This window comes from Streptomyces tritici, assembly GCF_048500665.1.
Taxonomy (GTDB): domain Bacteria; phylum Actinomycetota; class Actinomycetes; order Streptomycetales; family Streptomycetaceae; genus Streptomyces; species Streptomyces tritici.
This window is the reverse complement of the sequence record NZ_CP183183.1, coordinates 3,921,180-3,941,782: the sequence shown is the minus strand read 5'-3', so window position 1 is coordinate 3,941,782 and position 20,603 is coordinate 3,921,180. Positions and strand designations below refer to the sequence as shown.

The 20,603-nt window shown below is 72.8% G+C and carries 18 protein-coding genes; 6 read left to right on the top strand and 12 right to left on the bottom strand.

Annotated elements, in window-relative coordinates; all coding sequences use genetic code 11:
- The 3 genes from ACNJ93_RS18305 to ACNJ93_RS18295 all read right to left on the bottom strand — a co-directional run bounded on the left by ACNJ93_RS18305 (position 1) and on the right by ACNJ93_RS18295 (position 6,078).
- The gene (locus ACNJ93_RS18305) at positions 1-2,373 is read right to left on the bottom strand and encodes a Tox-REase-5 domain-containing protein (protein WP_418958479.1); all 2,373 of its coding nucleotides are present in this window, start codon (positions 2,371-2,373) and stop codon (positions 1-3) included.
- Between the two features lie 142 nt (positions 2,374-2,515).
- Complete coding sequence (locus ACNJ93_RS18300; RefSeq protein ID WP_418958478.1) at positions 2,516-4,411, bottom strand: AMP-dependent synthetase/ligase; 1,896 nt, start codon at positions 4,409-4,411, stop codon at positions 2,516-2,518.
- Between the two features lie 350 nt (positions 4,412-4,761).
- The gene (locus tag ACNJ93_RS18295) at positions 4,762-6,078 is read right to left on the bottom strand and encodes an acetyl-CoA C-acetyltransferase (RefSeq protein ID WP_418961452.1); all 1,317 of its coding nucleotides are present in this window, start codon (positions 6,076-6,078) and stop codon (positions 4,762-4,764) included.
- A gap of 71 nt (positions 6,079-6,149) precedes the next feature.
- Between ACNJ93_RS18295 and ACNJ93_RS18290 the strand changes: the two genes are divergently transcribed.
- Entirely contained in the window at positions 6,150-7,475 is a 1,326-nt protein-coding gene (locus ACNJ93_RS18290; RefSeq protein WP_418958477.1) for a 3-oxoacyl-ACP reductase, read from the top strand.
- A 4-nt stretch (positions 7,476-7,479) separates the two neighbouring features.
- Complete coding sequence (locus ACNJ93_RS18285; RefSeq protein ID WP_418958476.1) at positions 7,480-8,400, top strand: MaoC family dehydratase; 921 nt, start codon at positions 7,480-7,482, stop codon at positions 8,398-8,400.
- Here the strand turns inward: ACNJ93_RS18285 and ACNJ93_RS18280 are convergent.
- The 5 genes from ACNJ93_RS18280 to ACNJ93_RS18260 form a co-directional block, all read right to left on the bottom strand.
- Positions 8,369-9,022 carry a TetR/AcrR family transcriptional regulator gene (locus ACNJ93_RS18280; protein ID WP_418958475.1) on the bottom strand — a complete coding sequence of 218 codons (654 nt, stop codon included), beginning with the start codon at positions 9,020-9,022 and terminating at the stop codon, positions 8,369-8,371. The two genes, ACNJ93_RS18285 and ACNJ93_RS18280, sit on opposite strands and share 32 nt — an antisense overlap.
- Before the next feature lie 94 nt (positions 9,023-9,116).
- A complete protein-coding gene (locus ACNJ93_RS18275; RefSeq protein WP_418958474.1) occupies positions 9,117-10,427 on the bottom strand; it encodes a dicarboxylate/amino acid:cation symporter in 1,311 nt (436 codons plus the stop codon).
- Between the two features lie 355 nt (positions 10,428-10,782).
- Positions 10,783-11,076, bottom strand: a complete 294-nt coding sequence (locus ACNJ93_RS18270) for a DUF4229 domain-containing protein (RefSeq protein WP_418958473.1) — start codon at positions 11,074-11,076, stop codon at positions 10,783-10,785.
- 46 nt (positions 11,077-11,122) lie between these two features.
- Positions 11,123-12,286 (bottom strand): aminofutalosine synthase MqnE, encoded by a 1,164-nt coding sequence (mqnE, locus tag ACNJ93_RS18265; protein ID WP_418958472.1) that lies wholly within the window; start codon positions 12,284-12,286, stop codon positions 11,123-11,125.
- A gap of 46 nt (positions 12,287-12,332) precedes the next feature.
- Positions 12,333-12,788 carry an Lrp/AsnC family transcriptional regulator gene (locus ACNJ93_RS18260; protein ID WP_418958471.1) on the bottom strand — a complete coding sequence of 152 codons (456 nt, stop codon included), beginning with the start codon at positions 12,786-12,788 and terminating at the stop codon, positions 12,333-12,335.
- A gap of 114 nt (positions 12,789-12,902) precedes the next feature.
- Here ACNJ93_RS18260 and ACNJ93_RS18255 point away from each other — a divergent pair, with 114 nt between their 5' ends.
- Positions 12,903-13,040 (top strand): hypothetical protein, encoded by a 138-nt coding sequence (locus ACNJ93_RS18255; RefSeq protein WP_418958470.1) that lies wholly within the window; start codon positions 12,903-12,905, stop codon positions 13,038-13,040.
- Here ACNJ93_RS18255 and ACNJ93_RS18250 read toward each other — a convergent pair.
- Genes ACNJ93_RS18250 through ACNJ93_RS18240 form a run of 3 tightly spaced genes read right to left on the bottom strand, consistent with a single transcriptional unit; the run spans position 13,037 to position 16,079 of the window.
- The gene (locus ACNJ93_RS18250) at positions 13,037-13,705 is read right to left on the bottom strand and encodes a UbiX family flavin prenyltransferase (protein WP_418958469.1); all 669 of its coding nucleotides are present in this window, start codon (positions 13,703-13,705) and stop codon (positions 13,037-13,039) included. The two genes, ACNJ93_RS18255 and ACNJ93_RS18250, sit on opposite strands and share 4 nt — an antisense overlap.
- 23 nt (positions 13,706-13,728) lie before the next feature.
- Complete coding sequence (gene mqnP / locus ACNJ93_RS18245) at positions 13,729-14,631, bottom strand: menaquinone biosynthesis prenyltransferase MqnP (RefSeq protein ID WP_418958468.1); 903 nt, start codon at positions 14,629-14,631, stop codon at positions 13,729-13,731.
- Positions 14,628-16,079, bottom strand: coding sequence for a menaquinone biosynthesis decarboxylase (locus ACNJ93_RS18240; protein ID WP_418958467.1), 1,452 nt, complete (start codon positions 16,077-16,079; stop codon positions 14,628-14,630). Before ACNJ93_RS18240 ends, mqnP begins: the two co-directional genes overlap by 4 nt.
- An 89-nt stretch (positions 16,080-16,168) precedes the next feature.
- Here ACNJ93_RS18240 and ACNJ93_RS18235 point away from each other — a divergent pair, with 89 nt between their 5' ends.
- Entirely contained in the window at positions 16,169-16,558 is a 390-nt protein-coding gene (locus ACNJ93_RS18235) for a PLD nuclease N-terminal domain-containing protein (RefSeq protein ID WP_418958466.1), read from the top strand.
- A gap of 1 nt (position 16,559) precedes the next feature.
- Positions 16,560-17,453: a LysR family transcriptional regulator gene (locus tag ACNJ93_RS18230; protein ID WP_418958465.1), complete on the top strand. Its 894-nt coding sequence runs from the start codon at positions 16,560-16,562 to the stop codon at positions 17,451-17,453.
- Here the strand turns inward: ACNJ93_RS18230 and ACNJ93_RS18225 are convergent.
- Positions 17,347-18,285 (bottom strand): DMT family transporter, encoded by a 939-nt coding sequence (locus tag ACNJ93_RS18225; protein ID WP_418958464.1) that lies wholly within the window; start codon positions 18,283-18,285, stop codon positions 17,347-17,349. The two genes, ACNJ93_RS18230 and ACNJ93_RS18225, sit on opposite strands and share 107 nt — an antisense overlap.
- A gap of 253 nt (positions 18,286-18,538) precedes the next feature.
- On the opposite strand from ACNJ93_RS18225, the gene ACNJ93_RS18220 reads away from it, so the two are divergent.
- Positions 18,539-20,602 carry a hypothetical protein gene (locus tag ACNJ93_RS18220; protein WP_418958463.1) on the top strand — a complete coding sequence of 688 codons (2,064 nt, stop codon included), beginning with the start codon at positions 18,539-18,541 and terminating at the stop codon, positions 20,600-20,602.
- Position 20,603 lies beyond the last annotated feature (1 nt).

Genomic DNA, 20,603 nt, shown 5'->3' with positions numbered 1-20,603 from the left:
CTACTTCGGGTCGAACTGTTCCGGCCGCTTCTCGCCGGCGACCGGCTTCCGCGGGGTGTAGACGCACTTGATGTCGAGGCCCTCGTCGCGGAACGCCTTCCGGGCCGCCTTCATCACCTCCTCGTTCGAGAAGTGCCACTCCACCGGCTTGCCGCGCGCCGCCTCGACCTGCCGCTTCGCCTCCGTGACGAAGGTGTTCTTGCCGGACGGCGTCAACTCCGTCTTCCCGGGCTGGGCCAGGAAGCTGTCGTAGCCGTTCTTCGCCTCCAGGTACGTCTGCCGGGACGAGTCCCAGCCGTCGTAGTCGACCGGCTTCTGCCCCTCCGTGGGGTGCGGCACCGTGTACTCCTGGCCGCGCGTCGTGCCGGTGACCTGCTCCTGGTAGCGCAGCCACGACTCGTTCGCCCAGTTCGGCGCGGGGTTGCGGTTGCGGCTCGACCAGTAGCCGTCGCCGGCGTCGGCGTCGCCGAGGGTGCGCGTGGTGAGGTCGTCCGCCCAGTCCGGCGGCTGGTAGTTGCGCGGGTCGCTGGTGTCGTTCCGTTTCGGGTCCGGGTACTTCACCATGTTCTCGGCGGCCTTGCGCGCCCGCTCCGGCTCCTCCGCCCGCTTCTGCGCCACCCACGCCTTGTTGGCCTCCTCGCGGGCCTTGCGGGCGTTCTCCTTGGCCTCCTCGTCGCAGCCGTCGTCGGCGAGGATCACGTGGTCCGGCGAGCCGCCCGCCGCGAGCACGCCGGTGCCGGAACCCGCGACGCCGGTGAAGGGGCGGAGCGGCGACGGGCCGAATGCGATGGTGCAGCCGGTCTGCCGGGCCTTGTCCTCGGCCTCGTCGGCGGCCTCGTCCGCCTCCCGGGCGGCCTGCCGCGCGCCCTCCACGTCGCCGGCGTCGGCGGCCTTGCGCGCCCGCGCGGCGGCGTCGCCGGCGTCGTCCGCGGCCTCGGCGATCTCGGAGGCGATCCGGCCCAGCTTGCCGAGCTTGCCGCCCTTGCTGACGACCTTGGCGACGTTGTAGCCGGGGATGAACATCGAGCCGACGTTCCACACCACGTCGGTGACGGCCCGGGTCTTCTGGCCGTTGTTCCAGCGCTCGCGGACCTCGTCGCCGACGAACATGTCGTCGCCGAAGGAGACGACGGTGTTGACCGAGGCGCCGCCCCAGTCGGTCAGCGCGTCGAGGTAGTCGCCCTTGGCCCACTTGTCGCCGGCGTCCTTGGAGTCCTCGACCCACTGCTCGCCGAGGCCGCTGAAGTAGTCGCCCATGCCGGACCAGGTCTCCGGCTTGAACAGGTCGACGATGCCGGTGAGGTCGCCCCACACGCCGTCGACCAACAGACCCGCGCCGACCTGGTACGTGCGGTCCCAGGCACAGCCGAAGAAGCCCCAGCCGCTGCAGTCCTCCTCGTCCTCGGCCTTGTCGTCGCCGCCGCCGGTGTCCTCGCCGGAGACGTCGACGGCGTCGTACTTGGCCTCCGGCTCGGCGCTGTCCTCGGGGTACGTGTCCGGCGTGCCCGTGGGCTTGCCGTCGGGGCCGGTGCCGCTCTGGTTCCGGCCGGGGAGACCGGGGGCGTCGGCTCCGCCCGTACCGCCGGTTCCGCCCGTACCACCGGTTCCGCCCGTACCACCGGTGTCGCCGGTGCCTCCGGAGTCGCCCGTGCCGCCCGTGGCGCCGCCGTTGCCCGAGCCGCCCGTCGCGTCGCCGGATCCGTCGCCCCGGTCGCCCGCGTGGGTCCCGGTGCCGGACGGGGCCGGGCAGGCCGTGCCGAGGACCTGGCAGACCGCGGAGCGGAAGCCATCGGCGATCTGGCCGCCGACCCCGCTCAACAGCAGCGCCGCGATGATGGCGGCGACCAGGACGATCAGGCCGGTGTACTCCAGCGCGCCCTGGCCGCGGTCCCGGTTCGGGCGGAACAACGGGTCGGGCGCGGGCTGCCGTTCGTCCGGGGACAGCCGGAACCACTCCCCGCTCTCCGGCCGCGTCAGGAAGTACACGATCAGCGCCGGGACGAACAGGGACGTGAAGCCGTGCACGGAACCGGCGGCGACGTTCCCGATCCCGCCGAGGATCAGCCACGCCTGGACGCCGAGCAGCGCGTACCGGACGCGGTCCCCGCCCGTCCAGATCCGGCGGCCCAGCCACCAGCCGGCCACCCCGGGGGCCGCGCCCCAGGCGAGCACACCCAGCAGTTGCGCCCCGGCGGCGTCCGCGGCGAGCGCGGAGCCGAAGAGGCCGAAGCCGCCGAGGACCGTCGCCGCGAGCAGGACGTGGAGCAGGATGCGGGTGACCAGCAGACCGCGCGGCAGGTTCCGGCGTCTTCCCGGGCCCGTCGGCGCGTAACCGCCGAGGCCGCCCGTTCCTCCGGCTCCTCCGGCGTACACTCCACCGCCGAACGCTGACACGCGGCCCCCCAACGGTTCGTCGCCGTACAACAGTTCAAGCCTGCTGACGTTACGGGTTCCGGCCACGCGCGTCTTGGGCCCGTGGGCCCAAATTCCGAACTCTCCCGCCCCGGCCCGCCCTTCAGAGCCGGCCGGCCGCGCCCTCCTCCCGGTACATGGCGTCGATCTCGCGGGAGAAGTCGCGGAGGATCGCGCGGCGCTTCAGTTTCTTCGAGGGGGTCAGGTGGCCGCTGCGTTCGGAGAACTCGCGGGTGAGGACGTGGAACCGGCGGATCTCCTCCGCCCGCGAGACCAGCCGGTTGGCCTCGTCGACCGCGCGCTGGAGGGCGGCGAGCAGGTCCGGGTCGGTCGCGAGGTCGCGCAGGGCGACGTGGTCCAGCTGCCGCATCCGCCGCCAGTGGGCCAGTCCGTCGTGGTCGAGGACGAGGAGGGCGGTCACGTACGGGCGGCGGTCGCCGACCACGACGGCCTGGCCGATGAGCGGGTGGGCGCGCAGCCAGTCCTCCAGCGGGGCCGGGGCGACGTTCTTGCCCGCCGAGGTGACGATGATCTCCTTCTTTCGCCCGGTGATCCGCAGATAGCCCTCCTGGTCGAGCTCGCCGAGGTCCCCGGTGGGGAACCAGCCGTCGGCGGTGTACGGCAGGGCCGCGCCCTGCTGCGCGTCCCAGTACCCGGCGAAGACCACCCCGCCCTTGAGCCACACCTCGCCGTCGTCCGCGATCCGCACCGCCGTGCCCGGCAGCGGCCAGCCGACCGTGCCGGTGCGGGCGGCCTGCGGCGGGGTGATGGTGGCGGCCGCGGTGGTCTCCGTCAGCCCGTACCCCTCGTACACCTCGATGCCCGCGCCCGCGTAGAACGCCGACAGCCGCTGCCCGAGCGGCGAGCCGCCGCAGATGACGTGGCGGACCTGCCCGCCGAGCGCGGCCCGGATGCGGCGGTAGACCAGCTGGTCGTACACGGCCCGCGCGGCCTTCAGGGAGAACGAGGGCCCCTCGCTCTCGCGCGCCTCCCCGTACCGGCGCGCCACGTTCGAGGCGCGATCGAAGGACGCGGCGCGGCCCATGCGTTCGGCGCTCGCGCGGGCCGAGTTGAAGACCTTCTCCAGCAGGTACGGGATGGCCACCAGGAACGTCGGGCGGAACGCGGCCAGGTCGTCGAGGAGTTCGTCACCGTCGATCGAGGGCGCGTGGCCGATCCGCACCCGGGCGCGCAGGCAGCCGATCGCCACCATCCGGCCGAAGACGTGCGCCAGCGGCAGGAACAGGACGGTGGACGGCGGCTCCTTGCCGATGAGGGTGCGGAAGACGGGGTGCAGCAGCTCCACCGCGTTGTCGACCTCGGCGTAGAAGTTGGCGTGCGTCAGCGCGCAGCCCTTGGGGCGGCCGGTGGTGCCCGAGGTGTAGATGAGCGTGGCGATGGTGTCCGGCGTGAGCAGTCCGCGCCGGGCCGTGACGGCCTCGTCGGGGACGTGCGCCCCGGCCCGCCGCAGCTTGTCGATCACGCCGGTGTCGAAGACCCACAGGTGGACCAGGCCGGGTATCTGGCGGCGCTCGGCGGAGACCACGCGGGCCTGTTCCATGCCCTCGACGGCGCAGGCGACGGCCCCGGAGTCCTGCAGGATCCAGCGGGTCTGGAAGGCGGAGGACGTCGGGTAGACGGGGACGGTGACCAGGCCGGCGGCCCAGGCGGCGAAGTCGAGCAGGGTCCACTCGTACGTCGTCCGCGCCATGATCGCGAGCCGGTCGCCGGGCTGCAGCCCCTCCGCGATCAGGCCTTTGGCGACGGAGTGCACCTCGGCGGCGAACCGCCCCGCCGTGACCTCCTCCCACGTGCCGTCGGCGCGCTTGCGGGATATGACGACGGTGTCGTGGGCCTCGCGGGCGTTCTCGTACGGCAGGTCGGCGAGCGAGCCCCGCTGCGGGCGGGCGACGAGCGGGGGGACGTACGCCTCTCGGACGCGGCCGTCGACGACGAGCGTGCGGGGCGGGACGGGGGCGACGGGGACGACGGCGGACACGAGCGGCTCCTCGGTGCGTCGGAGACGGACGGGGTGGGGTCGTGCGGGACTCCTGGTACGTGCGGGCGGTGCGTGGGGAGGGAGGGTGCGTGGGGAGGGGAGGGTCTGGGCGGCCACGGGGTGCGTGACGGCGCCGAGGGGTGGGGCTGGCCCCGGGTGCGTGTGGCGCGCGGCGCGTGGAGGGTTCCGGGTCGGTCCCGGCCGTTCCGGGTCGTCCCGGCCGTTCCGGGTCGTCCCCCGTCGCGCCACGGTGTACGGCGGCGCGCGCGTCGGCTCGGCCACCGTACGGCGCGGGTCCGAGGTGCGCCGCCGGGTGTCGGCCTGCGGCGCGCTCGTGGACCGCGTACGCGTCAGGGGCGTTCGAGGATCGCTGTCACGCCCTGGCCGCCCGCCGCGCAGATCGAGATCAGGCCGCGGCCGGGAGCGTCCCACTCCGACAGCAGCTTGGCGAGCGTTGCCACGATACGGGCACCGGTGGCCGCGAAGGGATGCCCCGTCGCCAGAGAGGAGCCCGTGATGTTGAGACTGTGCCGCGGCACAGCGCCCAGACCGCGCTTCTCCCAGGCCGCCAGCGTGGCGAGCACCTGCGAGGCGAACGCCTTGTGGACCTCGAACAGGTCGAAGTCCGCGAACCCCAGCCCCGCGCGCTGCAGCAGCCGCGGCACGGCGTGCGCGGGCGCCATGAGCAGCCCGTCCTCGCCACCGGCGACGTCGCCGTGGACATGGTCGACGGCGACGGTCTCGTAGAGGCTGAGGTACGCCAGCGGGCGCAGTCCGCGCGCCTCGGCCCACTCCTCGCTCGCGAGCAGGACGGTCGCGGCGCCGTCGGTGAGCGGGGTGGAGTTGCCCGCGGTCATCGTCGCCCCGTCCGGGTGGTCGGTGCCGAACACCGGCCGGAGCCGGGCGAGTTTCTCCACCGTCGAGTCGGGGCGGAGGTTCTGGTCGCGGCTCAGCCCGCGGAACGGGACGACGAGGTCGTCGAGGAAGCCGCGCTCGTAGGCGGCGGCGAGCCGCTGGTGGCTGGTGGCGGCGAGCAGGTCCTGGTCGGCGCGGGAGACCCCCCAGCGGCGCGCGGTGACCGCCGCGTGCTCGCCCATCGACAGGCCGGTGCGGGGCTCGGCGTTGCGGGGGATGTCGGGGACGAGGTGCCCGGGCCGGATCGCGGCGAGGGCCTTGAGGCGGGCGCCCGCCGTCCTGGCGCGGCGGGCCTCCAGGAGGATGCGGCGGAGGCGGTCGTTGACGCCGAGCGGGGCGTCGCTGGCGGTGTCCGCGCCGCCGGCGACGGCGGAGTCGAGCGCGCCGAGGGCGATCTTGTTCGCGGCGGCGATCACGGACTGCAGGCCGGTGCCGCACGCCTGCTGGACGTCGTACGCGGGGGTGCGGGGGTCCAGCTTCGAGCCGAGGACGGTCTCGCGGGCGAGGTTGAAGTCGCGGGCGTGCTTGAGGACGGCGCCGGCCACGAACTCGCCGACGGCGCCCGGGTCCTGGAGTCCGTACCGCTCGACGAGGCCGTCGAGGGCGGCGGTGAGCATCTCCTGGTTGGAGGCGGTGGCGTACGGGCCGTCCGCGCGGGCGAACGGGATGCGGCTGCCGCCGACGACGGCGACGCGGCGCACGGGGCGCGGGGCGATCGGCGTGAACGTGCCCTGCTTCTGCGGTGTCGGCATCTCGACCAGCTCCTGACCCATGAGTAACCTTACTCCACGGTAAATCTACGACCGCGCAGGGAGTCTGGACAATGGCCGACCGCTATCTGCACTTCACCGGCACCTCCGCCGGCCGCTTCCTCACCCGCCGGCTCGGCCTGCCGCAGCCCGCCGCGCTGCACCGCTGGTCGCCCGAACGCCCGCGGCTGGCAGGCGCGTTGCTGCACCTGACGGCCGGCCGGCCGACGCGTACGGAGGAACTGGCCGCGGTCCTCGCCCGCACCGGCCTGCCGCTCGGCGGCGACGGCGACCACGGGCCGGCCGCGGCCGTGGTCCTCGACGCCACCGGCGTCGCGGACGCCGCCGGACTCGCCGAGGTGCACGCGGCGCTGCACCCCGTGGTGCGCTCGGTCGCGGCGAGCGGACGGATCGTCGTCCTCGGCACGCCCCCGTCGCCGGCGGACCACCACCAGGCGGCCGCGCAGCAGGCCCTGGAGGGCTTCGTCCGCTCGCTGGGCAAGGAGACCGGCCGGGGCATCACGGTCAACCTCGTACGCCTCGAAGGGGGCGCGGGGGGCGCGGAGTCCACGCTGCGCTTCCTCCTCTCGCCGAAGTCCGCCTACGTGAGCGGGCAGGTCGTCACCGTCCAGGACACCGCGCCCGGGGCCGTCGCCGACTGGGACCGGCCGCTCGACGGGCGCACCGCGCTGGTCACCGGGGCCGCGCGCGGCATCGGCGCGGCCGTCGCCGAGACCCTCGCGCGCGACGGCGCCCGGGTGGTCTGCCTGGACGTCCCGCAGGCCGCGGACGACCTGGACCGCACCGCCGTCCGGATCGGCGGCTCGGCGCTCGCGCTCGACATCACCGCCCCCGAGGCGGCCGAGCGCATCGCGGCGGCGGTCCCGGACGGCGGGCTCGACGTGCTGGTCCACAACGCGGGCATCACCCGCGACCGCCGGCTCGCCAACATGCCCGCGGACCGCTGGGCGCAGGTCGTCGCGGTCAACCTGACGTCCGTCCTCGACACGACGGACGCGCTGCTGAAGGGCGGCACGCTGCGACGCGGCGGACGCGTCGCGGCGACCGCCTCCATCGCGGGCATCGCCGGCAACGACGGGCAGACGAACTACGCGGCGAGCAAGGCCGGCGTCATCGGCCTCGTGCGCTCCCTCGCGCCGCGCGCGTACGCGGAGCACGAGGTGACGGTGAACGCGGTCGCGCCGGGCTTCATCGAGACGAGGATGACGGCGGCCGTGCCGCTGTTCATCCGCGAGGCGGGCCGGCGCATGAACTCCCTGGCGCAGGGTGGCCTGCCGGCCGACGTCGCCGAGACCACCGCCTGGCTCGCCCACCCGGCCTCCACCGCCGTCAACGGCCAGACCGTCCGCGTCTGCGGCCAGAGCCTGCTGGGCGCGTGAGCCGATGCGTACGCTGCTGTCCCTCGCCGGCGCGGTCGCCGCGACCCCGCTCAAGCGCCCCCGCCCGGACGCCCCGCTGCCGGCGGCCCGACTGAGCCGCGAGGCCGTCGTGGACGCGCGCCGCCTGGCGCGGTACGCCGCGCTCTGCGGCTTCGACCGGGCGGGGGACGCGGCGCTCCCGCTCCCCTATCCCCACCTGCTCGGCTTCCCGCTGGCCATGCGGCTGATGAGCCGCCGGGACTTCCCGCTGCCGCTGCTCGGGCTCGTGCACACCTGGATCACCGTCGAGCGGCACGCGCCGCTCACCGCCGCCGACCGGCTCCACCTCACGGTCCGCGCCGAAGCGCTCGCCCCGCACCGGCGCGGCACCGAGGTCACCATGGTCACGGAGGCCCGGGTCGACGGCGCCCTCGCGTGGGAATCCCGCAGCGGCTACCTGGCCCGGCACACCACGGAGCACCCCGCCGGCGACACGCCCACCGAGCGCGGGCACACGCCCACGGAGCGCGCCCCGGGCCACACGGCCACAAGGCGCTCCCCGGGCGACACGGCCACCGAGCACACCCCCGGCCGCGACACCGCCCCTACCCCGCCCCTGCTCCCCGCGCGCGCCGAATGGCGGCTCCCCGCCGGCCTCGGCCGCAGCTACGGAGCCGTCTCCGGCGACCGGAACCCCATCCACCTGCACCCGCTCACGGCCGGCGCGTTCGGCTTCCCCCGGGCCATCGCGCACGGGATGTGGACGTTCGCCCGCTGCCTCGCCGAGTCCGGTCGGCCGGAGGCCACCCGCGCACGCGCCGAGTTCCGCGCGCCGGTCCTCCTGCCCGCCACCGTCACCTACGCCACCGACGGCTCGGGCGCGTTCCAGCTGCGCTCCGGGGAGCGGGTCCACCTCAGCGGGGAGACCAGCGCTCGCTCCGCATGAGGTTGCCCAGGCCCGCCCAGGCGAAGTTCATGAGCGTGGCCGCGGACTCCCGGGCCGTCATGCCCGGCGTCTCGTTGGCCCAGATCGCCAGCGACTCCGCCGCGCCGACGAGCGCCTGGGCGAGGCCCGCCACGTCCCGCTCGGCGAGCTCCGGGTCGCGGTCCGTGGCGCGGTGGGTCTCCTGCGCGGCGACGCCGATGAGCGTGGCGACGTACGCCACGATCTCGTCCCGCATCAGCGCCGCCTCCGCCGCGAACGGCTCCGTACGCGCCTGCCGGCTCAGCACCGCCCAGCCGTCGGGGTTCTCCGCGGTGTGCGTGAAGAACGCGAACAGCCCGGCCCACAGCTGCCGGTCCGCCGGCAGCTCCGGGTCCACCGCCGACCGCACCGCCTCGAGCAGCGCCTTCGCCTCCCGCCGGATGCAGGCGACGAAGAGCTCCTCCTTGGAGTTCAGGTACAGGTACACCAGCGGCTTCGACACGCCCGCCAGCTCGGCGATCTCGTCCATGGACGCGGCCTGGTAGCCCCGCTGCCCGAACGTCTGCACGGCGGCGTCCATCATCTGCTGCTCGCGCACCGCGCGCGGCATCCGCTTGGCCCTCGCGCCGCCCACCTCGGACATCCCTCGCCCCCGCCTGTTCAACACCCACGACGCCCAGAAGCGTACGTGCCCCCCGGCCCGAAGGGGCCAGGGGGCACACAGCCGTTCCGGTGCGTCAGACAGCGACCGCGACCTTCTCCTCGGCGCCGGCCGCGACCGGCTCGCGGTCGTCGATCGGGGAGGCGGAGGCGGAGGCGTACTTGTCGAGGTCCAGGATCTTCTCGCGGGCCGAGACGAGCACCGGGACCAGGGCCTGGCCGGCGACGTTCGTCGCGGTGCGGATCATGTCGAGGATCGGGTCGATCGCCATCAGCAGGCCGACGCCCTCCAGGGGCAGGCCCAGGGTGGAGAGGGTCAGGGTCAGCATGACCGTCGCACCGGTCAGACCGGCGGTGGCCGCCGAGCCGATGACCGAGACGAAGGCGATCAGCAGGTACTCCTTGACGCCCAGCTGCACGTCGAAGATCTGCGCGATGAAGATCGCGGCGAGCGCCGGGTAGATCGCGGCGCAGCCGTCCATCTTCGTGGTGGCGCCGAACGGCACGGCGAAGGAGGCGTACTCCTTCGGGACGCCGAGGCGCTCGGTGACGCGCTGGGTGACCGGCATGGTGCCGACGGAGGAGCGGGAGACGAAGGCGAGCTGGATCGCGGGCCAGGCGCCCTTGAAGAACTGCAGCGGGTTGACCTTGGCGACGGTCGCGAGCAGCAGCGGGTACACGCCGAACAGGACCAGGGCGCAGCCGATGTAGACGTCCGCGGTGAAGGTCGCGTACTTGCCGACGAGGTCCCAGCCGTAGGTGACGATCGCCTTGCCGATGAGGCCGGCGGTGCCGATCGGGGCGAGGCGGATGACCCACCACAGGGCCTTCTGCAGCAGCTCCAGGACCGACTCGGACAGGCTCAGGATCGGCTGGGCCTTCTCGCCGAGGGCGAGGGCCGCGATGCCGGCGACGGCGGCCATGAAGACGATCTGCAGGACGTTCAGCTCGGTGAACGGGGTGACGACGTCCGTGGGGATGATCCCGGTCAGGAAGTCGATCCAGCTGCCCTGGTGCTCGGGCGCCTTGCCGTCCTCCGGCGTGAGGCCGGTGCCGGCGCCGGGGTTCGTCAGCAGGCCGATGCCCAGGCCGATCGCGACCGCGATCAGCGAGGTGATCATGAACCAGACGAGGGTCTGGGCGGCGAGCCGGGCCGCGTTGTTGACCTTCCGCAGGTTGGTGATCGACACCAGGATGGCGAAGAAGACGAGCGGCGCGACGGCCAGCTTCAGCAGCTGGACGAAGATGCCGCCGAGCTGGGTCAGGGTCTCCTTCAGCCAGCCGATGTCCTGGCTGCGGGCGAGCCAGCCGAGCAGGACGCCGATGGCCAGACCGGCCACGATCTGAGCCCAGAACGGGATCTTGGGTATGCGCTTGGACGCGGACAACGGACACACTCCACGGGTGCGTGCAAGGGGACGGGGGTGCGGCGCCCGCGTACGGGGGCGGCGCCGCTGCATGGCTGCCGGGGGTCAGAACGCGCGGCAACAGACCGCGGACATACAGCGGCACAGATCGACGTGCAGGCGCGCCACGAGCGGGGTGCTCACGGCATCGGAAGGGCGCACTGCGGTCGTCATGCCGGTACGTTAACACTTGAACTTTGAGATCCTCAAAGCTGTCCTTTGGGATCCGTCAGACCTCGCCGCCTGCGAAACGCAGAACACCCCGGTCAGGAACCTTGAAAGGCTCCCGGCCGGGGTGTGCGTGTGTGAGGAAGCTTACGGCGCCCCTACGAGCGCCCTACGCCGCGTCCTCCTGCGAGCGGGCGGCCTCCAGGCGGCCCTTCGCGTGGTCGACCTTCGCGACGATCTGCTCCGACATCGCGTCGCGCTGCTTGCGCAGCAGGACGAAGCTGAGGGGCGCCGAGACCACGATGGACAGCAGCAGCACCCACAGCAGGTTCGAGTCGCCGAGCCCGCGCGGCAGCACGCCCACGTAGACGAGACCCCACAGGGCGAGGAAGCAGCCGGCGAAGACGCCGAGCCTCATGAGGGTGTACCGGAGGGTGGCGGCACCCGTCCCGTTCTCGGACACGACGGCCCCTTTCTGCTGAACTACGACGACCAGTGAAACACGCCCGTCAGACGCGCATCGGCTGGGGCGACTCGCGACGGTCCGCGTCCGGGCCCGGGTACTCGCGGATGATCTCGTACCGGGTGTTGCGCTCGACCGGGCGGAAGCCGGCGTCCCTGATCAGCTCCAGGAGGTCGTCCCGGGTGAGCTTGTTCGGGGTGCCGTAGTTGTCGGCGTCGTGCGTGATCTTGTACTCGACGACCGAGCCGTCCATGTCGTCCGCGCCGTGCTGCAGCGCCAGCTGGGCGGTCTGCACGCCGTGCATCACCCAGAAGACCTTGACGTGCGGGACGTTGTCGAAGAGCAGCCGGGAGACCGCGAAGGTCTTCAGGGCCTCCGCGCCGGTCGCCATCGTGGTCCGCTCCTGGAGCCGGTTGCGGATCTTGCCGTCCTTCATGTCCACGAAGTCGTGCTGGTACCGCAGCGGGATGAAGACCTGGAAGCCGCCGGTCTCGTCCTGGAGCTCGCGCAGCCGCAGCACGTGGTCCACGCGGTGGCGTGGCTCCTCGATGTGGCCGTAGAGCATGGTGCACGGGGTCTTCAGACCCTTCTCGTGCGCCAGGCGGTGGATCCGGGACCAGTCCTCCCAGTGGGTGCGGTGGTCCACGATGTGCTGCCGGACCTCCCAGTCGAAGATCTCGGCGCCGCCGCCGGTCAGGGACTCCAGACCGGCCTCGATCAGCTCGTCGAGGATCTCGGAGGCCGACAGCCCGCTGATCGTCTCGAAGTGGTGGATCTCCGTGGCCGTGAAGGCCTTGAGCGAGACGTTCGGCAACGCCTTCTTCAGCTCGCTCAGGGAGCGCGGGTAGTAGCGCCACGGCAGGTTGGGGTGGAGCCCGTTGACGATGTGCAGCTCGGTGAGGTTCTCGCTCTCCATCGCCTTGGCGAGCCTCACCGCCTCCTCGATGCGCATCGTGTACGCGTCCTTCTCGCCCGGCTTGCGCTGGAACGAGCAGTACGCGCACGAGGCGGTGCACACGTTCGTCATGTTGAGGTGACGGTTGACGTTGAAGTGGACGACGTCGCCGTTCTTGCGGGTCCGCACCTCGTGGGCCAGCCCGCCGAGCCAGGCGAGGTCGTCGGACGCGTAGAGCGCGAGACCGTCCTCGCGGCTCAGCCGCTCACCGGCGAGCACCTTCTGCTCCAGCTCCCGCTTGAGCCCAGCGTCCATGCGGCCGCCTCCCATGTATCCGAAATCAGGCCCCACCACCGTACTCTCAGGCCTCCGGCGGCAGATCCCCGACCCGGTTCTCCCACTTCGTGGAGAGCACGATCGTGGTGCGGGTGCGGGAGACGCCCTTGGTGCCGCTGAGCCGGCGGATCGTCTTCTCCAGACCGTCGACGTCCGAGGCGCGGACCTTGAGCATGTACGAGTCGTCGCCCGCGATGAACCAGCAGTCCTCGATCTCGGCCAGGTCCTTGAGCCGGCGGGCCACGTCCTCGTGGTCGGCCGCGTCGGAGAGCGAGATGCCGATCAGGGCGGTGACGCCGAGGCCGAGCGAGGCGGCGTCGACGGTGGCGCGGTAGCCGGTGATGACGCCCGCAGCCTCGAGACGGTTGATGCGGTCGGTGACGGAGGGGCCGGAGAGGCCCACGAGGCGGCCGAGCTCGGCGTACGAGGCCCGGCCGTTCTCCCGGAGGGCCTGGATGAGCTGCCTGTCCACGGCGTCCATAGGTATGAAGCCTTCCATTGTCCAGCGATACCGCGAGTTTAGGTATAGAATCTAAGGTACACAGGGCCCGACACCCTGTGAATCTTTCATCGGATCAAAGACGATCTTTCAGGAGTGGTGTTCACCGTGTACACGATCGAGATGGCCTACGCCCGTATGCGCGAGCTGCAGGACCTGGCCAACCGCTCGCGTGCCCACCAGCCGACCGCCTTCCGCCGCGCGCTGACCAAGCGCGCCGCCAAGAAGCGCTAGTCCGTACGGGAGCCTCCCCCCAGCTCCCCCTTCCACCGGCGGTACAGCCCGTGCGGCACCCCAGCCGCGTCGAGCACCCGCCCGGCGACGAAGTCCACCAGATCCTGGATGTGCGTCGCCCCCGCGTAGAACGCCGGAGAGGCGGGCAGCACCACGGCGCCCGCCTCGTCCAGCGTCACCAGGTGTTTCAACGTCTGCCCGTTCAGCGGGGTCTCCCGCACCGCCACCACCAGCGGCCGGCGCTCCTTCAGCATCACGCTCGCCGCCCGCTGCAGCAGATCCTTCGACAGGCCCAGCGCCACACCCGCGACCGCGGCCGTCGACGCGGGCACGATCAGCATCCCCTTCACCGGGTACGAGCCCGAGGACGGCCCCGCGGCCAGATCGCCGGGCGCCCAGTGGCGCACGTCGTCCACCGCCACCTCGAACGCGTCCGGCTTCCCGTCCGCGCCCCGCGCCAGCCAGGCCGCCAGGTCCTCGCGCCAGTGCGCGTCCCGGAACGAGATCCCCGTCTCGTCGAGCAGGGTCAGCCGCGAGGCCCGCGAGACCACCAGGTCCACGCTCTCCCCCGCCGCCAGCAGCCCCCGCAGCACCGCGGCGGCGTACGGCGTACCGGACGCCCCCGACACCCCGACCACCCAGGGCACGCGCTTGCCGTCGTTCATGGCGCCGAGCCTATCCGGCAGGGCTAGACGCCGAGCCCGCGCACCAGCAGGTCCAGCAGGGCGCACACGAAGAGGCTGATCCCGATGAAGCCGTTCGTGGTGAAGAACGCCCGGTTCAGGCGGGACAGGTCGTGCGGCCTCACGATCGTGTGCTCGTAGCAGAAGGCCACCGCCACGATCACCAGGCCCGCCCAGAAGAACAGCCCCGCGTCCGTCGCCAGCGCGTACCCGATCAGCAGCGCCGTCGTGACCACCGCGGAGACCCGCGCGCCCCACAGGGCCGCAGGGATGCCGAAGCGGGCCGGCACCGACATCACGCCGTGCGCGCGGTCCGCCTGCACGTCCTGGCAGGCGAAGATCAGGTCGAAGCCGCCGATCCAGATGCCCACCGCGAGGCCCAGGATCACCGCGTCCCACGACCACGAGCCGGTCACCGCCAGCCAGGCCCCGATCGGGCCGATGGCCTGCGCCAGGCCCAGGATCGCGTGCGGGTAGTTCGTGAACCGCTTCCCGTACGGGTAGACCACCATCGGCACCACCGCGAGCGGCGCGAGCGCCAGGCACAGCGGGTTCAGCAGCGCCGCCGCGCCGAGGAAGACGACGACCGCCACGCCCGCGCCGGTCCACGCCTGCCGCACCGACACCGCGCCCGTGACCAGCTCGCGGTTCGCGGTGCGCGGGTTCCGCGCGTCGATCTCCCGGTCGATGATCCGGTTGCAGGCCATCGCGAAGGTCCGCAGGCCCACCATGCACACCGTCACCAGGAGCAGCGTCCACCAGTCGATCCGCCGGTCCAGCTGGAACATCGCGGTCAGCGAGGCGATGTACGCGAAGGGCAGCGCGAAGACCGAGTGCTCGATCATCACCAGGCGCAGGAACGCCTTGGTGCGTCCCGGCTGCGCGCCGGGCACGGCCGCGGTGGTCACAGGCCGTACTCCTTCCAGCGGCGGTCCACGAGCGCGGCCGTCGCCGGGTCGGACTCCACCATGTCCGGCCAACCGCCGTCCCGGGTGTAGCCCTCCTCGGGGAGCTTCCTCGTCGCGTCGATGCCCATCTTGCCGCCCCAGAACTGCTGGTAGGAGGCGTGGTCCAGGTGGTCGACGGGCCCCTCGGTGATCAGCACGTCCCGCGCGTAGTCGACGTTCCCGAGCGCCCGCCAGGACACCTCGTGGTAGTCGTGCACGTCGCAGTCGGCGTCGACGACCACGATCAGCTTCTCCAGGGAGAGCATGTGCGCGCCCCAGATCGCGTTCATCACCTTCTGCGCGTGCTTGGGGTACTTCTTGTCGATCGAGACGATGATGCAGTTGTGGAAGCCGCCGGACTCCGGCAGGTGGTAGTCCACGATGTCCGGCACGATGATCTTCAGCAGCGGCAGGAAGAACCGCTCCGTGGCACGGCCGAGCGGGCCGTCCTCCGTCGGCGGCCGGCCGACCACGATCGACTGCAGCAGCGGACGCTTCCTCATGGTGACGCAGTCGATCGTCAGCGCCGGGAAGTCCTCCTGCGGCGTGTAGAAGCCGGTGTGGTCGCCGAACGGGCCCTCTGGCAGCATCTCGCCGGGCTCCAGCCAGCCCTCCAGGACGACCTCGGCGTCGGCCGGGACCTGCAGCGGCACCGTCTTGCAGTCGACCATCTCGACCCGCTTGCCCTGCAGGAAGCCGGCGAACAGGTACTCGTCGATGTCCTCCGGCAGCGGGGCCGTCGAGGCGTACGTGACGGCCGGCGGCGCCCCGAAGGCGATCGCGATCGGCAGCTTCTCACCGCGCCGGGCGGCGACCTGGTAGTGGTTGCGGCTGTCCTTGTGGATCTGCCAGTGCATGCCGATGGTGCGCTTGTCGTGGCGCTGCAGGCGGTACAGACCGAGGTTGCGGATGCCGTTCTCGGGGTGCTTGGTGTGCGTCAGGCCCAGGTTGAAGAACGAGCCGCCGTCCTTGGGCCAGGTGAACAGCGCGGGCAGCTTGTCCAGGTCCACCTGGTCGCCGCGGAGCACGACCTCCTGCACGGGGGCGTCCTTGACGAGCTTCGGCGGCACGTGCGTCATCGCGCCGAGCTTGCCGAACGCCTCGCGGACGCCGATGAAGCCCTTGGGCAGTTCGGGCTTGAGCAGCCCGGCGACCTTCTCGCTGATCTCGTCGTACGACTTCAGACCCAGCGCCTTCAGCAGCCGCCGGTCGGTGCCGAACACGTTCATCGCCAGGGGCATCGAGGAGCCCTTGACGTTCTCGAAGAGCAGCGCCGGGCCGCCGGACTTCTGGACCCGGTCGACGATCTCCCCGACCTCCAGGTACGGATCGACTTCGGCCTTGATGCGCTTGAGGTCGCCTTCGCGCTCCAGCGCCCGGAGCAGCGAGCGGAGATCGTCGTAAGCCATAGGGGCAAGTATCCGCCACGGGCTAGGCTTGACCTGTCACCGGGGCCGTTCGAACACGTCCCGCCGTCGCTTCCAGGGGGCTGTCCCACATGCTCAGGGCGTTGATGTACATCCTGCCGCTGGCGCTGACGATCTACGCGGTCATCGACTGCCTCAACACCCCCGAGGACGAGGCCCGGCACCTGCCCAAGATCGCCTGGATCTTCATCATCCTGCTCTTCTGGATCGTCGGCCCCATCGCCTGGTTCGCCGCCGGCAAGCTGCGCCACGCCCCGCGCGGCGGCCGCACGCCCTCCGAGTGGCACCGCAACCACCGGCACGAGTGGGTCGCGCCCGACGACAACCCCGAGTTCCTGAAGTCCCTGCGCGACGAGAACAAGAAGGACGAGTCGCTCCTGAAGGACTGGGAGGCGGACCTGCGCCGCCGCGAGGAGGAGCTGAAGAAGCGGGAACAGGGCGAGGACGGCGAGAAGTCCTGACATGGAGCTGCGGCTCCTGGTGACCTTCGAGAAGGTCGCCACCGTCCTGTCTTTCACCCGCGCCGCCGCCGAGCTGAAGTACGCGCAGTCCAGCGTCACCGGCCAGATCCGGTCGCTGGAGTCCTCCCTCGGCGTGGAGCTGTTCGAGCGGCTCGGCAGCCGGATCCGGCTGACCGAGGCCGGCGAGCGGCTGCTGCCGTACGCGCGGCGGATCATCGAGCTGAACGAGGAGGCGCGGGCCGCGGTCGCCGGACTCGACGAGCCGGCCGGCGCCATCGCCGTCGGCACGATGGAGTCGCTGACCTCGTACCGGCTGCCGCCGCTGCTGGAGCTGTTCCACCACCGCTATCCGAAGGTGCGGCTCGCGCTGCGGCCGACGCTCGGCGACGCGACCCGGCAGGCGCTGCTCCAGGGCACGTACGACCTGGGGTTCCTGATGGAGCGGGAGACCGAGCACGCCGGACTGGAGTCGGAGGTGCTGGCCGAGGAGCCGCTGGTGCTGGTGGCGGCGCCGGGGCATCCGCTGGCCGGGCGGCCCGGGCTGACGGACGCGGACGTGGCCGGGGCGACGCTGGTGGGGCCGGAGCCGGGCTGCGCGTACCGGGACGGGTTCGAGCAGGCGCTGGCGGCGCTGGGGCCGCAGTTCATGGAGTTCGGCACGATCGAGGCGTCGAAGCGGGCGGTGGCGAGCGGGCTCGGGCTCGCGCTGCTGCCCCGGATCACCGTCTCCGAGGAGCTGGCGTCCGGGGCGCTGGCGGCGCTCGACTGGGCGGCGCCGTTCACGCTGTTCACACAGATCGCGTGGCGGCGGGGGAAGCAGCTGCCGGAGCACGTCCGGCTGTTCGTGGAGCAGGCGCGGCGGCTGCTGCGGGAGCAGGCTTCGCCGCGAGGGTGACCTTGAGGCCGGCGAGGACGATCAACGGGACGCCGAGGGCCTGGACGAGGCCGATGTGGTGCCCGTACACGGCCCAGTCGGCGAACATCGCGACCGCCGGGTAGGTGAAGGCCAGCACGGCGATCTTGGCGGTGGGCAGCTTGGCGTAGGCCGAGTACATCAGGACGTACATCAGGCCGGTGTGGATGAGGCCCAGTCCGGCCAGCCAGGCCCAGCCGGCGCCGAGTTCCGCCGCCGCGCCGAAGTCGGCGAAGGGCAGCAGCAGCGGGAGCCCGACGAGGACCTGCACGAGGGCGATGAGGTGCGGCTTGACGCCGGTGATCCGCTTGGTGACGACGGTGGACAGGGCGTAGAGGACGGCGGCGCCGAGGGCGAGTCCGAGGCCCTTGAGGGAGGCGGTGTCGCCGGGCCGGACGCCGGAGACCAGCACGAGGCCGAGGAAGGCGACGGCGAGCCAGCCGAACTTGGCGGCGGTGATCCGCTCCCGGAACAGGACCGCGCCGAGCAGCACGAGGAAGAACGGCTGGGTGTGGTAGACCACGGTGGCCAGCGAGATCGAGGCGGCGTCGTACGCCTCGAAGAGGAACACCCAGTTGAAGACGATGAACACGCCGCCGAGCGCGGCGAGTCCGAGCTTCTTCGGGGTGAAGCCGTGCCCGGTGAAGTAGCCGCGGGCCAGGCTGTACGCGCCGAGCGCGGCGGCGCCGAAGAGGCACCGGAAGAACACCACGTCGAAGGCGGACGCGCCGGACTCGACGACGAAGATGCCGAGGGTGCCGGACAGCACCATGGCGACGGTCAGTTCGAGGGTTCCCCTGGTCTCGTTTCTCATGTCCTCGACGCTACGGAGGACCGGACCGCCCGGTCCACGGGCCAGAGGGGCGTCCTCCCGATGACCCCATCGGCCGGACCGATGGGCGCCTCATCGGCCCGACCGATGGGTGCCCCGTCGCCGGAGCCGACGGACGCCCGCGAGGCACCGGGTCACAACTCGCTCACACTCGGTGCGAAACCTTGGCGTGTTCCCAACAGGCGCTCGTTAAGCTGGACTTGACGCCGATACGGGGGATGTCCAGGGGGTGGCGGTGGACAGAGAGCTGTACGGCCGCGAGGCGGTCCTGTCGGATTCCGGGCTCGCCGCCCGGTTGACCGGCCTCACCCCGTACGGCTTCGCCCGCGTCGCGTACGAGCACGGCGACGACCCGCCCGTCACCGTCTTCACGGGCGGCCGCGGCATGGGCAAGACCGCGCTGCTCAAACAGCTCCGCAACGCCTACCGGGAGGCCACCCCGCTGGCCCTGCTCGACTGCGCGCGCGTCGAGCCGCCCGCCGACCACGGGCCCGGCTGGACCCCGCTCACCGGCGCGCTCGGCGAACTGGCCGTCCAGCTCTCGCCGAAGGTGCACGCGGCCCGGCCGGTGCAGTTCCCACGGCTCTCCCTCGGGCTGGTGGCCGTCGCCTCGATCGGCTGGGCGCAGGACGACGACGAGCGGGCCCGGCGCGATCTGCAGCGGCTCGGGCCGGTGCTGTCCACCGTCGACGCCACCAAGGGAGCCGCCGCGAACTGGGTCACCAAGGTGCTGTCCAAACTGGCCGCCCGCGCCGCCGAGACCACCGCGCCGATGGCCGGACTGCTCGCCGAGGCCACCGTGGAGACCGTCCTGGAGGAGGTGTTCGGCCGCTTCCAGCAGCGCGCCGACTCCTTCTACGGCTCCTACCGCAACGCGGGCGGCCGCGGCCGCGCCGGACTCCAGCAGCTCGCCGTCGACTTCGAGCAGGGCGGCCGGCGCCGCCGGCAGGCCGAGGACTTCCTCGTCGGCGCGCTCGTCGAGGACCTGTGCCGCGCCTACACCGGCCTGACCCGCGCGGGAACCCGTCGCGGCCGGCCCGTGCTGCTGCTCGACAACGCGCACGAACCGCTCGGCCGCCGGCTGATCGAGCCGCTGCTGCGGGCCCGCGCCGACGGCCACCGCGACAAGGTCGTCGTCCTCGCCGCCTCCCGTGTGCACGAGCACGAGGCCCTGCGGCACGCCACCCGGCTGCGGCTGCCGGAGACCGCGCACCGCGCGCCCTGCCCGCGAGGCACGGACGTCACCTCCGGCATCCTCGCCGTCGCTCTCACCCCGCTCTCCCCCGCCCAGACCCAGTCCGCGTTCGACCGGCTCGACCCGGCCGGCCGCACCCCCGCCGACCTCGCCCGCGGCGTGCACCGGCTCACCGGCGGCCGCCCGCTCGGCGTCGCCCTGCTCGCCCGCGCCGCCGCGGAGGCGCCCGCCGCGCGGCGGGCCGCGCTCACCCCCGGCGCCCTGCTCGACCTGACCGTCGAGCTGCGCGAGGACAGCGCGCCCGTCCCCGTCGCCGCGACCCTGCTCGCGGAGCTGCTGCCGCAGGCCCGGCGCGGCCCGCTCGCCGTGCTCGCCGCCGCCCACGACGAGGACTCGGCGCGGGTCCTGGCCCGCACCCGGCTGCGCGCCGAGGCCCCCGACGGCGACCTCGTCCTCGCGGTCCGCGACCGGCTGCGCGCCGAGGACTGGCCGGAGGGCCCGGAGCACTTCGTCGCCGACCCGCTGCTGCGCGCCCTGCTGCTGCACCGGCTCCGCTTCCACGACGGCGACGCGCCCGCGTACGCAGCCTGGCGCGCCGTCCACGAGACGCTGCGCCAGTACTACGGCCCCGCCCCGAGCCCGTACCGGCTGCACCACGACCTGGCGCTCGGCCGGACCGAGGAGGCCGTGACCCATCTGCGGCTCACCTTCCCCGACCCGGACGTGCACGGCTGGCTGCGGCGGCTGCGGTTCCTCGCCTCCGCGCCGTACCCGCGCGAGCGGGACCGCCCCGGCCCCGATCCGCGCCGGGCCGTCGCGCTCGGCCGCGAACCGGCCGGGCCGCTGCCGGACGGCCTGGACGACGAGGACCTCGAACTGCACCTGTGCCTCGGGCGGCTGCTGCACGCGCTGTGGCTGCTCACCGACCCGCTGGCGCTGCCCGACGAGGACGTGACCGACAAGCTCGCGCACGAGCTGCGCCGGCTGTCCGGCCGGCACCTGACCGGCCACAGCCCCCTGTGGGACGCGGCCACCCACTGGCCGAGGGACATCCGCGCCTGGCGGGCGATCGCCGTCCCGCCCGGCCGCGAGGACGGAGTCTGAC

What these genes read in the sequence shown, in the direction of transcription:
- ACNJ93_RS18295 (WP_418961452.1), bottom strand. Translation starts at nt 6,078, where the DNA reads ATGCCGACACCGCAGAAGCAGGGCACGTTCACGCCGATCGCCCCGCGC.
- ACNJ93_RS18290 (WP_418958477.1), top strand. Translation starts at nt 6,150, where the DNA reads ATGGCCGACCGCTATCTGCACTTCACCGGCACCTCCGCCGGCCGCTTC.
- ACNJ93_RS18285 (WP_418958476.1), top strand. Translation starts at nt 7,480, where the DNA reads ATGCGTACGCTGCTGTCCCTCGCCGGCGCGGTCGCCGCGACCCCGCTC.
- ACNJ93_RS18280 (WP_418958475.1), bottom strand. Translation starts at nt 9,022, where the DNA reads ATGTCCGAGGTGGGCGGCGCGAGGGCCAAGCGGATGCCGCGCGCGGTG.
- mqnE (WP_418958472.1), bottom strand. Translation starts at nt 12,286, where the DNA reads ATGGACGCTGGGCTCAAGCGGGAGCTGGAGCAGAAGGTGCTCGCCGGT.
- ACNJ93_RS18260 (WP_418958471.1), bottom strand. Translation starts at nt 12,788, where the DNA reads ATGGACGCCGTGGACAGGCAGCTCATCCAGGCCCTCCGGGAGAACGGC.
- ACNJ93_RS18250 (WP_418958469.1), bottom strand. Translation starts at nt 13,705, where the DNA reads ATGAACGACGGCAAGCGCGTGCCCTGGGTGGTCGGGGTGTCGGGGGCG.
- ACNJ93_RS18240 (WP_418958467.1), bottom strand. Translation starts at nt 16,079, where the DNA reads ATGGCTTACGACGATCTCCGCTCGCTGCTCCGGGCGCTGGAGCGCGAA.
- ACNJ93_RS18235 (WP_418958466.1), top strand. Translation starts at nt 16,169, where the DNA reads ATGCTCAGGGCGTTGATGTACATCCTGCCGCTGGCGCTGACGATCTAC.
- ACNJ93_RS18230 (WP_418958465.1), top strand. Translation starts at nt 16,560, where the DNA reads ATGGAGCTGCGGCTCCTGGTGACCTTCGAGAAGGTCGCCACCGTCCTG.
- ACNJ93_RS18225 (WP_418958464.1), bottom strand. Translation starts at nt 18,285, where the DNA reads ATGAGAAACGAGACCAGGGGAACCCTCGAACTGACCGTCGCCATGGTG.